At 64.6% G+C, this 12,426-nt stretch carries 13 protein-coding genes; 8 read left to right on the forward strand and 5 right to left on the reverse strand.

The window, feature by feature from the left end:
- Positions 1-35: 35 nt before the first annotated feature.
- Both AB431_RS03645 and ramB read right to left on the reverse strand, forming a co-directional pair.
- Entirely contained in the window at positions 36-572 is a 537-nt protein-coding gene (locus AB431_RS03645) for a carboxymuconolactone decarboxylase family protein (RefSeq protein WP_047328797.1), read from the reverse strand.
- Positions 572-1,996, reverse strand: coding sequence for an acetate metabolism transcriptional regulator RamB (gene ramB / locus AB431_RS03650; protein WP_047328798.1), 1,425 nt, complete (start codon positions 1,994-1,996; stop codon positions 572-574). The genes AB431_RS03645 and ramB overlap by 1 nt, the downstream gene beginning before the upstream one ends.
- Before the next feature lie 121 nt (positions 1,997-2,117).
- Here ramB and AB431_RS03655 point away from each other — a divergent pair, with 121 nt between their 5' ends.
- The 3 genes from AB431_RS03655 to AB431_RS03665 all read left to right on the forward strand — a co-directional run bounded on the left by AB431_RS03655 (position 2,118) and on the right by AB431_RS03665 (position 5,437).
- Complete coding sequence (locus AB431_RS03655; RefSeq protein WP_047333046.1) at positions 2,118-2,933, forward strand: acyl-[acyl-carrier-protein] thioesterase; 816 nt, start codon at positions 2,118-2,120, stop codon at positions 2,931-2,933.
- 272 nt (positions 2,934-3,205) lie between these two features.
- On the forward strand, positions 3,206-4,492 hold the full coding sequence (gene aceA / locus AB431_RS03660) for an isocitrate lyase (protein WP_047333047.1): 1,287 nt from the start codon (positions 3,206-3,208) through the stop codon (positions 4,490-4,492).
- A 90-nt stretch (positions 4,493-4,582) separates the two neighbouring features.
- Complete coding sequence (locus tag AB431_RS03665; RefSeq protein WP_047328799.1) at positions 4,583-5,437, forward strand: 3-hydroxybutyryl-CoA dehydrogenase; 855 nt, start codon at positions 4,583-4,585, stop codon at positions 5,435-5,437.
- 3 nt (positions 5,438-5,440) lie between these two features.
- Here the strand turns inward: AB431_RS03665 and AB431_RS03670 are convergent, their stop codons facing one another.
- On the reverse strand, positions 5,441-6,298 hold the full coding sequence (locus tag AB431_RS03670) for a polyphosphate kinase 2 family protein (RefSeq protein ID WP_047328800.1): 858 nt from the start codon (positions 6,296-6,298) through the stop codon (positions 5,441-5,443).
- A 22-nt stretch (positions 6,299-6,320) separates the two neighbouring features.
- On the reverse strand, positions 6,321-7,667 hold the full coding sequence (locus AB431_RS29400) for a hypothetical protein (RefSeq protein WP_052960178.1): 1,347 nt from the start codon (positions 7,665-7,667) through the stop codon (positions 6,321-6,323).
- Between the two features lie 196 nt (positions 7,668-7,863).
- Between AB431_RS29400 and AB431_RS03680 the strand changes: the two genes are divergently transcribed.
- Entirely contained in the window at positions 7,864-8,757 is an 894-nt protein-coding gene (locus AB431_RS03680; RefSeq protein ID WP_047328801.1) for a DUF4344 domain-containing metallopeptidase, read from the forward strand.
- Here AB431_RS03680 and AB431_RS03685 read toward each other — a convergent pair.
- Positions 8,750-9,436 carry a TetR/AcrR family transcriptional regulator gene (locus AB431_RS03685; protein WP_047333049.1) on the reverse strand — a complete coding sequence of 229 codons (687 nt, stop codon included), beginning with the start codon at positions 9,434-9,436 and terminating at the stop codon, positions 8,750-8,752. The two genes, AB431_RS03680 and AB431_RS03685, sit on opposite strands and share 8 nt — an antisense overlap.
- A 122-nt stretch (positions 9,437-9,558) precedes the next feature.
- On the opposite strand from AB431_RS03685, the gene AB431_RS03690 reads away from it, so the two are divergent.
- The 4 genes from AB431_RS03690 to AB431_RS03705 all read left to right on the forward strand — a co-directional run bounded on the left by AB431_RS03690 (position 9,559) and on the right by AB431_RS03705 (position 12,425).
- Positions 9,559-10,893 carry a DUF445 domain-containing protein gene (locus tag AB431_RS03690; RefSeq protein ID WP_082135536.1) on the forward strand — a complete coding sequence of 445 codons (1,335 nt, stop codon included), beginning with the start codon at positions 9,559-9,561 and terminating at the stop codon, positions 10,891-10,893.
- 94 nt (positions 10,894-10,987) lie between these two features.
- A complete protein-coding gene (locus AB431_RS03695) occupies positions 10,988-11,380 on the forward strand; it encodes a helix-turn-helix domain-containing protein (RefSeq protein WP_047328802.1) in 393 nt (130 codons plus the stop codon).
- Between the two features lie 65 nt (positions 11,381-11,445).
- Positions 11,446-12,066 (forward strand): heparin-binding hemagglutinin, encoded by a 621-nt coding sequence (locus tag AB431_RS03700; protein ID WP_047328803.1) that lies wholly within the window; start codon positions 11,446-11,448, stop codon positions 12,064-12,066.
- 83 nt (positions 12,067-12,149) lie between these two features.
- Positions 12,150-12,425, forward strand: a complete 276-nt coding sequence (locus tag AB431_RS03705; protein WP_192827587.1) for a DUF2516 family protein — start codon at positions 12,150-12,152, stop codon at positions 12,423-12,425.
- The last annotated feature ends 1 nt before the right edge of the window (position 12,426 follow it).

Raw genomic sequence — 12,426 nt, forward strand, 5'->3', positions numbered from 1 at the left:
GGCAGGGACGTGCCAGGCGGGCGCCGGTCCCACCTCTAGTCGGGGAAGTCCATCGGCACCCGCAGCGTCGCCAGAATAGCGGCAATAGCGTCGTAATGCCCTGCCAGGGCGCAGAATTCGATCACCTGCTCGCGGGTCAGATGTGTCGACAAGTCGGTGAACGCCTCGTCGGACAGGTCGCGGTTCAGCACGAACTCGTCGACCGCCGTGAGCAGGGCGCGCTGACGATCGGTCAGGCCCTGGGCGGCGGGGCCGGCAAAGATCTTGTCCTGCAAGGCCGAATCGACCCCGCGGCTGCGGGCCAGTCTGCGGTGCTGCTGCAGTTCGTACTCCGAACCGCGCAGGTGGCCCACTCGCAGGATCACCAACTCCTTGTCCCGCTTGGGCAGCTTGCCCCAGTTCAGCAGCACGCCCGAATACGGCAGAAACGACAGGAACAGCAGCTTGTGCTGGCCCAGCACCTCGAACAGATGCATGTGGGGAGCCCTGATCGACCGTGCGCCCAACCGGGAGATGCCCCAGTTGAGTACGCCGAGTTCGCGCCGGCTGCCGGGCGGAATGCGTTGACCCATCAAGACTCCTTGACCAGATAAGGCGACACCGTGCTGCGGTGCTCGTCGAGATCCAGCGCCCGGCCCAATGCCGGAAAAGCGCGCTGCGGGCAGTTGTCGCGTTCGCACACCCGGCAGCCGGCGCCGATCGGTGTCGCGCTATCCGCGGACAGGTCCAGCCCTTTGGAGTACACGAGTCGGCTGGCGTGCCGCATTTCGCAGCCCAGTCCGATCGCGAAGGTCTTGACCGGCTGACCGTAACGCGAAGCCCGGCGTTCGACTGTCCGCGCCACCCACATGTAGTTCTGCCCGTCGGGCATCTGAGCGATCTGGACGAGAATCTTGCCGGGGTTCGAAAACGTCTCGTAGACGTTCCAGAGCGGACAGGTGCCGCCGGCGGAGGAGAAGTGAAAACCGGTGGCGGACTGCCGCTTCGACATGTTGCCGGCCTTATCCACCCGGACGAACGAAAACGGAACGCCGCGCATGGACGGCCGCTGCAGCGTCGAGAGCCGGTGGCAGATCGTTTCATAGCTGACCTGATAGAACGCCGACAGCCGTTCGATGTCGTAACGGAAACTCTCCGCCATGGAGTGAAACTGCCCGTAGGGCAACACCGTTGCCGCCGCGAAGTAGCTGGCCAACCCGAGCCGGGCCAGTTTGCGCGACTCCTCGCTGGTGAACTTGCCCTCATCGACCAGCTTGTCGATCAAGTCCCCGCATTCCAGGTATGCCAGCTCGGTGGCCATCTTGAAGACCTGCTGGCCCGACGACACATGATTGCTGATTTCCAGTGTGCGTGCGACGGGGTCGTAACGGTGCAGCACGGTGTCGCCCATGTCGACGCGGCGGATGATGTGCACGCCGTGCACCATGGTGAGGCGGTCGGCCAACTCCCGCGACAACTCCGCCCGGTGCATCCGCATCCGGATGGTGAGATCCTCAGCGGCGGTGTCGAGTTCATGAAGATAGTTCTGCCGCTGGTAGAAGTAGTCGCGGACTTCCTCATGCGGCATCGAGATCGACGCCGAGCCGCTGCCGCCGGTGTTGAGGTTGAACCGATCCTCGGTCGCCGCCGCGAGCTGGGCAGTGGTGATCCGGTAGCGGCGGTGCAGATTGACGATCGCGCGGGCGATCGCCGGGTGGGTGCCGACGATGTCGGCGACTTCGGTCATGTCGACGTCGAGGTCGAGGTCGCGATCCATCGTCACTTCGCGAAGCTCGGCCACCAACCGGGTGTCGTCCTCGGACGAGAAGAACGTGGCGTCCACGCCGAACACCTCGGTGATGCGCAACAGAACCGCGACGGTCAGCGGTCGCACATCGTGCTCGATCTGGTTGAGATAACTCGGCGAGATCTCCAGCATCTGGGCCAGCGCGGCCTGGCTGAATCCGCGTTCGCTGCGCAGCTGTCGTATCCGGGAGCCGACGAACGTCTTCGCCACGCGTCCAGCCTACCCAGGCCTGCGAAGGATGCTTCGCAGCGTTGGCAACGCAGGCTGGTTGGTTTTGGACAGGGCCTTTGGCATGATCGCGCTGGGACGGGATGGGAAGGACCACAGCGACATGACCACCAGCATCACCAACACCGGATTGGCCAAGGTGTTGATGCCCGTTCCCGACCCGCATCCCGACGTCTTCGGCCGCGAATGGCCCCTTCGTGTCGGCGATATCGACCGCGTGGGCAGGCTCCGCCTGGATGCCGCCTGCCGCCATATCCAGGACATCGGCCAGGACCAGCTGCGCGAGATGGGCCACGAGGAGACGCATCCGTTGTGGATCGTCCGGCGCACCATGGTCGACCTGATCCGGCCGCTCGAATACCCGGAGATGCTCCGGTTACGTCGCTGGTGCTCCGGCACCTCGAATCGCTGGTGTGAGATGCGTGTCCGCATCGACGGCCGCAAAGGCGGACTGATCGAGTCGGAAGCCTTCTGGATCAACATCAATCGCGAGACACAGGGGCCGGCCCGCATCGCCGACGACTTCCTGGAAGGGCTGCAGCGCACCACCGACGTCAACCGGCTTCGGTGGAAGGCTTATCTGAGCGCAGGCTCCCGGCACGACGCCAATGAGATCCGCGATTTCCCGATTCGGGTGAGCGACATCGACCTCTTCGATCACGTCAACAATTCGGTGTACTGGAAGGTGGTCGAGGAGTTCCTGGCCCCGCACCCCGAATTGCTCGAGGCGCCCCTGCGAGTCACGATCGAGCACGATGCGCCGGTGGCGTTCGGCGACAAGCTCGAGATCCTTCTGCACGTGTATCCATCCGGTTCGACCGACAAATTCGGCCCCGAGCTCGCGGATCGGACTGTTAGAACGCTCACATACGTCGTCGGCGAAGAGGTCAAAGCCGTCGCGTCGATCTTCGCGCTCTGAGGTCCGCGGTTTAACAGTACGGGCGTACTGACCAGCGGAAACCCGCTACTGGACGGTAACTTCTGAACCGGTTCAGGTGATGGCTGCCTTCGCAACCTTCGCAGAGTTACCGATCGCGTTGGCGAAAATTGGCACTCTTAATGGCTTGAACTGCGCTAATGGTGCGAGGCATGCTCGAGTCAGCACACCAGCCAAGCCGCGTTGACGTTAACAGTTCGTGTGTCGTCAAGGTGGCCACTCGATCGAAAGAAGGAGCGCAGGCGCCCATGACACTGTCCAACGTCGGCCAGCCGAAGACCCCAGAAGAAATCCAGAAGGACTGGGACACCAACCCCCGCTGGAAGGGTGTCACCCGCACCTACACCCCGGCCGACGTCGTCGCGCTGCAGGGCAGCGTCGTCGAGGAGGCCACCCTGGCTCGCCGCGGTGCCGAGGTGCTGTGGAACCAGCTGCACGACATGGAGTTCGTCAACGCGCTGGGCGCGCTGACCGGCAACATGGCCGTCCAGCAGGTCCGCGCCGGCCTGAAGGCGATCTACCTGTCGGGTTGGCAGGTCGCCGGTGACGCGAACCTGTCCGGTCACACCTACCCCGACCAGAGCCTCTACCCGGCCAACTCGGTGCCGCAGGTCGTGCGCCGGATCAACAACGCGCTGCTGCGCGCCGACGAGATCGCCAAGGTCGAGGGCGACACCTCGGTGGAGAACTGGCTGGCCCCGATCGTCGCCGACGGTGAGGCCGGCTTCGGTGGCGCGCTGAACGTCTACGAGCTGCAGAAGGCCATGATCGCCGCCGGTGTCGCCGGTTCGCACTGGGAGGACCAGCTGGCCTCGGAGAAGAAGTGCGGCCACCTCGGTGGCAAGGTGCTGATCCCGACCCAGCAGCACATCCGCACCCTGACCTCGGCCCGTCTGGCGGCCGACGTCGCCGACGTGCCAACGGTCGTGATCGCCCGTACCGACGCCGAGGCCGCCACGCTCATCACCTCCGACGTCGACGAGCGCGACCAGCCGTTCATCACCGGTGAGCGGACCTCGGAAGGCTTCTACCGGGTCAAGAACGGCCTCGAGCCGTGCATCGCCCGCGCCAAGGCCTACGCGCCGTACTCCGATCTGATCTGGATGGAGACCGGCACCCCGGACCTCGAGCTGGCGGCGAAGTTCGCCGAGGGCGTCAAGAGTGAGTTCCCGGACCAGATGCTGGCCTACAACTGCTCGCCGTCGTTCAACTGGCGCAAGCACCTCGACGACGCGACGATCGCGAAGTTCCAGAAGGAACTCGGCGCGATGGGCTTCAAGTTCCAGTTCATCACGCTGGCCGGCTTCCACGCCCTCAACTACTCGATGTTCGATCTGGCCTACGGCTACGCCCGCAACCAGATGACCGCTTACGTCGAGCTGCAGGAGCGCGAGTTCAACGCCGAGGAGCGGGGCTACACCGCGACCAAGCACCAGCGCGAGGTCGGCGCCGGCTACTTCGACCGGATTGCCACCACCGTTGACCCGACGAGCTCGACGACCGCACTGAGCGGCTCGACCGAAGAGGGTCAGTTCCACTGATCTAGACGCTGAGCAGACGCAAACTCGCACGATCGGACACCCGAGAGTGCGAGTTTGTGTCTGTTGGCGCCTCTAGTAGAAAGTGTCTTCGTGAGCATTGAACGAGTAGGTGTGGTCGGAGCCGGACAGATGGGCTCCGGCATCGTCGAGGTGTCGGCCAAGGCGGGTGCGAACGTCGTCGTCTACGAGCCGACCGACGCGTTGATCAACGCCGGCCGGGACCGGGTCACCTCCTCGCTGGAGCGAGCGACGAGCAAGGGCAAGCTTTCAGAAGCCGACCGCGACGCGACGCTGGCGCGGCTGACGTTCACCACGGATCTCGCGGAACTTTCCGATCGCCAGCTGGTGATCGAGGCCGTCGTCGAGGACGAAGCCGTCAAGGGCAAGATTTTCGCTCAGCTCGACGAGCTCATCACCGACCCCGACGCCGTGCTCGCGTCCAACACGTCGAGCATCCCGATCATGAAAATCGCTGCGGCAACCAAGAATCCGAGCCGCGTGCTCGGCTTGCACTTCTTCAACCCGGTACCGGTGTTGCCGCTCGTCGAATTGATCAACACGCTGGTCACCTCCGAGGAGGCCATCACGCGGGTCGAGCAGTTCGCAAGTGAGGTGCTCGGCAAGAAGGTGGTGCGCTGCGGCGACCGCTCCGGTTTCGTCGTCAACGCTCTGCTGGTGCCCTACCTGCTGTCGGCCATCCGCATGGTCGAGGCGGGCGTGGCCACCATCGAGGACGTGGACACCGCAATCGTTGCAGGACTGTCGCACCCGATGGGCCCGCTACGCCTCTCGGACCTCATCGGTCTGGACACCATGAAGCTCATCGCCGACTCCATGTACGAAGAACTCAAGGACGCTCACTACGCCCCGCCGCCGTTGCTGCTGCGCATGGTCGAGGCCGGCCAGCTGGGTAAGAAATCCGGCCAGGGGTTCTACCGCTACTGAGGTTCAGGCCTCTGCGAGTTTCTTCTTCTCCGCCTCGACGTCGAAGTCGGCCGGCGGCCACTGCAGCTTCATGCCCTTGAGCGCTTCGATCAGCAACTCGTTGATGGCCAGACGGCTGTACCACTTCTTGTCGCAGGGGATGACGAACCACGGCGCGTAGTCGGTCGAAGTCCGGTCCAGCACAGCCTGATACGCCTCCTGGTAGGCCGGCCACAGCTTGCGTTCGGCGACGTCGCCGGGGTTGTACTTCCAGTACTTGTCCGGCCGCTCGAGGCGTTCGGAGAGCCGCCGTTTCTGCTCGTCGAGGGAGACGAACATCGCGCATTTGACGATGGTGGTCCCGGAGTCGACGAGCTCCTTCTCGAACGCGTTGATCTCGTCGTAACGCCGTTCCCAGACGTCGCGCGGAACCAGTTCGTGCACTCGGACGACCAGTACGTCCTCGTAGTGGGAACGGTCGAACACCCCGATGTTGCCGGCCGCGGGCAGCGCCTTGCGAATCCGCCACAGATAGTGGTGGGCGCGCTCCTCCTCGGTCGGCACGCCGAAACTCGTGTAGTGGATGCCCTGCGGATTGCCTGCTCCGACAACGTGTTTGACGGTTCCGCCCTTGCCTGCGGTGTCCATCCCCTGCAGGACCAGCAGCAGTGAGCGGTTGTCGCCGGCGCGGCCGTTGGCGTAGAGCATCTCCTGCAGCTCGGCAAACCGTTCATTGCGTTCGGCCTGCAGCTCCTCCGATCCGTCCTTACCGTCGGAATATCCCGGCGAGGAGTCGGTGTCGATGTCGGCGACCTTGTCGCCCGGGTTGAACCGCAGGACCTTACGAGGCTCATGGGTCCATGGCGACGGCAGATCACTCATAGCCGACGAGACTAACCCTCGATCACCCTGCTGCGCCGCGGCGGCGCGAAACCAGCATGAACCCGACGACTGCCAGCGCCAGCACGCCCGCCGCGACGGCGACGCTGATGAGGACCGTCTTGTTCTTGTCGATCCACGAGGTCGACTCCGAGGCTGCCGTCAGCTTCACGTTGTAGCCGGGCAGCGGTTCCTGGCCCGGGCGCTCAATGCCCGGCAACAGCTGGGTTTGGTTGATCACGAACACCGCTTCGCCCTTGTCGGTCTTCGACCACTGCCCCCACGCAGGTACCTCTTCGTCGAGGAGCACCTTGATGGCGTTGTTGTTCCCAGGATCCTTGCCCAGGTCGGTCAGCGACTTCACCCGGAAGGGCTCGGACTGGCCCCGGTCGAACTTGACCTGGACCAGCACGTTCTTCTGGGTGTTCACCGGTGCCGGCTTCTGCGGTGGTGCCTGACCGGGCGCCGGCTCGTAGCCGCCACCCGAGAAGCTACCCACGGACAGGTTGGAGGCCGGCCCCGACGCCGGACGCGTCATCGCGGTGAAGCTGTAGGTACCGGTGTTGGGGACGTTCAATGCGGCCCGCTGTAGCGGGGCGACGGTGAAGACCTGGGTGTGGCCGCCGTAGTCGTACAGCACGCTCAGGGGCGTGCGGTACGGATTGGTGAACACCGGTCGGTAGAAGCGGTCGTAGCTGATCCAGCTCGAATTCCACAGTGTCACAGGACTACTCAGTGTCATCCCGGTGGTCAGGGTCGAGGTGCTCACGACCGACGAGACCGACTCCTGGTAGGTGGTGACCTCCTCCGAGGTCACCTCGGTGGTCGACGTTGTCGTCACCTCTGAGGATTGGGCCGCGGTGACGTCCTCGCGCGTCACCTCCGGTTCCGCGGGCTCGACGATGCCACCGTCGGGTGCCTGTTCCGCTGTGCTCCCGCCGACTGGGCTGCCCGCCGGATGGTCGGCGACGCCGGGGGATTCTGCGCCGCCGGGCTCGTCGTGGGTACCGCCGGGGGCCGGTTCGGCTCCGCCTGGCTCGTCGTGAACTCCGCCGCCGGGCACCTCGACACCACCGGGCTCGTCGTGGGTACCGCCGGGTTCGTCGTGAACGCCGCCGCTCGGCTCTTCGTGCGGCCCGCCACCGGAGGGTTCCTGTTCGCCGCCGCCGGAAGGGGCCTCGGGCACGCTGCCGCCGTCGTCGCCGCTGAAGCTGCTGCCGCCACCGTCGTCGTCGCCAAATGGGTCTGCCGCGGCGATCGCAGTACCAGCAAACAGAGCCGACGTCGTTATCGCGACGGCGGCCATCACCGCTGCCGGCCTACGGAACCTAACGGCGTTGTCGTTGTCCACCCCGGCCTCCTCGACCCACATGACGCGAAATCATTCCGCCCGAAGACATATCTCACGGGCTGCCCCGAAGAGTTGTTCTACAGGATTTGCGGCGGATTCACGGGAGGTTGAGCGTCCCATGCTTTTGCGCCTCTTTTTGACGCCCGGGCAGTTAACATCATCTGGCTTATTGCGTGGACGGGGATTGGGGACATCGGTGTGCTCAAGAAGCTGGTCGATGGGTGTCGCGATGCTGTTGCTGGTCGTGGCCGCAGCAGGCTGCGGGAGCGACAAGCCGGCGAAGCCGTCGTCGCAAGCGCCGGTTTCGACGTCGACGGCCCAGGCCTCGGCACAACCGTCCGGACAACCGGACGTCAACCGCAACGGAGTGCCCGATGCGTCGGCCGACGACAGGGACTGGCCCGGCAAGATGACGGCGACCTACGAGGACGCCACCTCGCCGGAGGCGATCACCGGTCGTGACCTCATCAAGAACGACCATCTGCTGGAGGACCTCGCCGACGATGTCAGCCAGTCGTTGAAGCTGCCCTACGACATTCCGCTGATCGGCAAGCAGTGCGGTACGGCGAACGCCTATTGGAGTCCCGACGCCAAGTCGATCACGATCTGCTACGAAGATGCGGCGGACGCCCTGGACATCTACACCAAGGCCGGCGACGCCGACCCGAGAACCGCGGCGATCAACTCCGAGCTCGCCACGTTCTTCCACGAGACCGGCCACATGGTGATCGACCTCTATGACTTGCCGGTGACCGGCAGGGAGGAGGATGTCGCCGACCAGCTGGCCGCCTACATCCTGCTGACGCCCGGACCCGACGGCAAGATCGACCCGCAAGCCCTACAGGCGGTCAAGGACTTCGCCCGCGAGTTCAAGGGTTACAGCGACCAGAAGGGCGGCCAGATCGATGAGGGCCAGCTGGCCGATGTGCACACCCTCGATCTGGCGCGGATGTACAACCTCGAATGCTGGGTCTATGGCGCCGACCCCGTCGGCAATGCCGATCTGGTCAAGGAGGGTGGGCTGCCCCAGGATCGCGCCGACGGGTGCGAGGACGAGTACACGAAACTGAGCAGCTCCTGGGACAAGTTGCTCAGCCCGTACTTCAAGTAAGCGTCGGCAGCTCGGGCGACGGATGCGGGCCGGAGCTGAACCTGTCCAGCGATCCGCCCGCCTCGACGATGCCGCACAGGGCATTCCAGCACAGCATCGTCAGGTAGTCGATCAGCTCGTCACTGGTCATCCGCGGGTTGGACATCCACGAGTGGGTCGCCAGCTGCACCCCGCCGACGATCAGGTAGGCCCACGGCTCGACACCGCCGGTGTCCATCCCGGCCCGCTGCATGCGCCTGCGCAGGACCACCGCGAGCATTCTGGCGATGATTTGCTCCGAGTCGGCGATGACTTTGGTTTTGCTAGCGGAACTGTTTGCCATCACGAATTGGTACGTGGCGGGCTCGGCGGCGACGGTGTCCACGTACACCCGGATGATCTCCCGGGTGAGGTCGAAACCGTCCATGTTCGACGACAGCGCTGCCGCCATGTTCGGGATGAGCGTGGTTTGCGCGAAGCGCATCATGACCGCGGTGGTCAGGTCGTTCTTGTCGACGAAATATCGATACAAGACGGTCTTCGACACACCGATTTCCGCAGCTATCTCGTCCATGCTGACGTCGCGGCCGCGCTGGCGGACGGCTTCGAGCGCGCCGTCTACCAGCTCGGTGCGTCGCTCGACCTTGTGCTGATGCCAGCGTCTTTTGCGACCGTCGGTCTTGGCCCGGGCATTTTCCAGGCCATGGCTCGTCTTCGGTGCCACTATCGCGGAGTCCGTTCCCCTCGTTCTCAACGATTCTACGGTCTAATCAAACGGCAGCGTCACATTAACTGGGTCATGCGATAGCGGATGATGGTGGTGTGGCAGCCAAACATCGCCTTCCGGCGTTGCCGAATGAGGTAGCGCGCGCGGGTACGTCGATTGCGGAGTCGTTCGCTGGGGCGGACCCCGAGGCGGACGCGCAGCGACGCCGAGCGCTGCGCCGGATGAAGGCCGTCGCCCTGGGATTCCTGGTCGGTGCGACGCTGATTTTCCTGGCCTGCCGGTGGGGCCAGTCGCAGGGCGGGCCGCCCTGGATCGGCTACGTGGGCGCCGCTGCCGAAGCCGGGATGGTCGGCGCGCTTGCCGATTGGTTCGCCGTCACGGCGCTTTTCCGCCATCCGCTCGGGCTGAAGATCCCCCACACCGCCATCATCAAACGGAAGAAAGATCAGCTCGGCGAGGGCCTCGGCGCTTTCGTCCGGGAGAACTTTTTGTCGCCCGCGGTGGTGGAGACCAAGCTGCGCGACGCGGAAGTGGCTGGGCGCCTTGGCAAGTGGCTGTCCGAACCGTCGCACGCCGAACGAGTGGCCAGCGAGACCGGCACCGTGTTGCGGGTCGTGGTCGAATTACTCAACGACGACGACATCCAACAGGTCATCGACCGGACCATCGTCCGGCGCATTGCAGAACCGCAGTGGGGGCCGCCGGTGGGGCGCGTGCTGGGCCAACTCATCGCCGAGAATCGCCAGGAAGCACTCATCCAATTGCTGTGCGACCGGGCGTTCGAATGGGCGCTCAACGCCGGCGACACGATCGAACGCGTCGTCACCCGTGACTCACCCAGCTGGTCCCCCCGATTCGTCGACCAGTTGGTGGGTGACCGGATCCACCGCGAGCTGATGGACTTCACCGACAAGGTGCGCCGCAACCCGAATCATGAACTGCGCCAATCGGCTAACCGATTCTTGTTCGAGTTCGCCAACGATCTGCAGAACGACGAGGCGACCATCGCCCGCGCCGAGGCGGTCAAAGAGCAGCTGATGGAGCGCGACGAGGTCACGCGTGCGGCCGAGACGGCGTGGAAGACGCTGAAGCGCCTGGTGCTCGAGGGCGTGGACGATCCGAGCAGCACCCTGCGCACCCGCGTCACCGACTCGGTGGTCGCGATCGGGGAGTCGCTGCGCGACGACGCCGAGCTGCGCGACAAGGTGGACAACTGGATCGTTCGCGGGGCGCAGCATCTGGTCGCTCAATACGGCGCGGAGATCACCACGATCATCACCGACACCATCGAGCGCTGGGACGCCGATGAAGCCAGCCGCCGTATCGAATTGCACGTCGGCCGCGATCTGCAATTCATCCGGATCAACGGCACCGTGGTGGGTGCGCTGGCCGGCTTGATCATCTATACCGTGGCGCAATTACTGTTCTGACCAGCGCTAGCAGGAGTGCTTGCAAAAGTTAGCACCCCCACGTAGTGTGGCGATGGTACGCACCGGATATCCATCGCGACGGGAGGTGAACCCCATGGCGCAAGACGGCGATCTTCATGCCGTGGTGTCGAATGCCGCGCAGGATATCGGTGGCTTCATCAGGGCGCAGCGTGAAGCCGCTCAGGTTTCGGTGCGGCAGTTGGCCGAGAAGGCCGGTGTCAGCAACCCCTACCTCAGTCAGATCGAACGGGGGTTACGGAAACCCTCCGCAGAGGTGCTGAGTCAGATCGCCAAGGCGCTGCGGCTTTCGGCCGAGGTGCTCTACATCCGGGCGGGAATCCTTGAGCCCGGGGAGGTCAGCAAGGTGCACGACGCAATCATCGGAGACACCGTGATCACCGAGCGTCAGAAGCAGGTGCTGCTCGACATCTACACGTCGTTCTGTCAACAGAACGAAGCTGCCCGTGAGGAGCTCCTCACTGAGTAACAGACCAGCAACTGACGAAAACCCCTAACTGACAACACATTTCAAATCCCGAAAGGAGCCATCCGATGGCTGAGAACAACCCCAATGTCGAAGACCTGAAGGCCCCCCTTCTCGCCGCCGTCGGCGCGGCCGATTTGGCCCTGGCCACCGTCAACGAGATCCTCGCGACACTTCGTGATCGCGCCGAAGAGGCTCGTAGCGAGGCCAGCACCCGCGTCGAGGAGCGTCGCGCTGCGCTGACCAAGCTGCAGGAAGACCTGCCGCAGCGTGCCGAGGAGCTGCGCGGCCGGCTGTCCAGCGAGGAACTGCGCAAGGCCGCCGAGGGTTACGTGGAGCAGGCGACCGCGACCTACAACACCCTCGTCGAGCGCGGCGAGGCGGCTCTGGAGCGCCTGCGCAACCAGTCCGACCTCAAGGATGTCGCCGCTCGTGCCGAGGGCTACGTCGACCAGGCCGTCGAGCTGACCCAGGAAGCCCTGGGCAACGTGTCGTCGCAGACCCGCGCCGTGGGTGAGCGCGCCGCCAAGCTGGTGGGCGTCGAGCTGCCCGCCAAGAAGGGCGCTCCGGCCAAGAAGGCCGCTCCGGCCAAGAAGGCCACTCCGGCCAAGAAGGCCGCTCCGGCCAAGGCTGCGGCCAAGAAGGCTCCGGCCAAGAAGGCTCCGGCCAAGAAGGTCACCCAGAAGTAATCGGAGAGCAGGAGCGAAGCGACCCGAGAGGCGAGCCCGGCTCGTCCTAGGGACAAGACCCGCCTACGCTTGTAGCCGTGATGCTGCAAGGTGTGGCGGGTCTTGTTCTTCAGGTCGTCTTCTGGGTGGTCACCGCGGTGACCATCTATGCGTTCGTCAATGCGGCAATGCAGCGGCCTGATGCCTACACCGCGGCCGAGAAGCTCACCAAGCCGGTTTGGCTGGTGATTCTCGGTGTCGCGGGTTTGTTGTCGCTGTTCCTGGGTGTCACGGGCGTGGCGATTGCCGCCGTGGCCACCGGCGTCTACCTGGTGGACGTCCGGCCCAAGCTGCTCGAGGTTCAGGGGAAGTCGCGCTGAG

Origin of the sequence: Mycobacterium sp. EPa45 (genome assembly GCF_001021385.1) — a bacterium.
In the GTDB taxonomy this organism is placed as follows: domain Bacteria; phylum Actinomycetota; class Actinomycetes; order Mycobacteriales; family Mycobacteriaceae; genus Mycobacterium.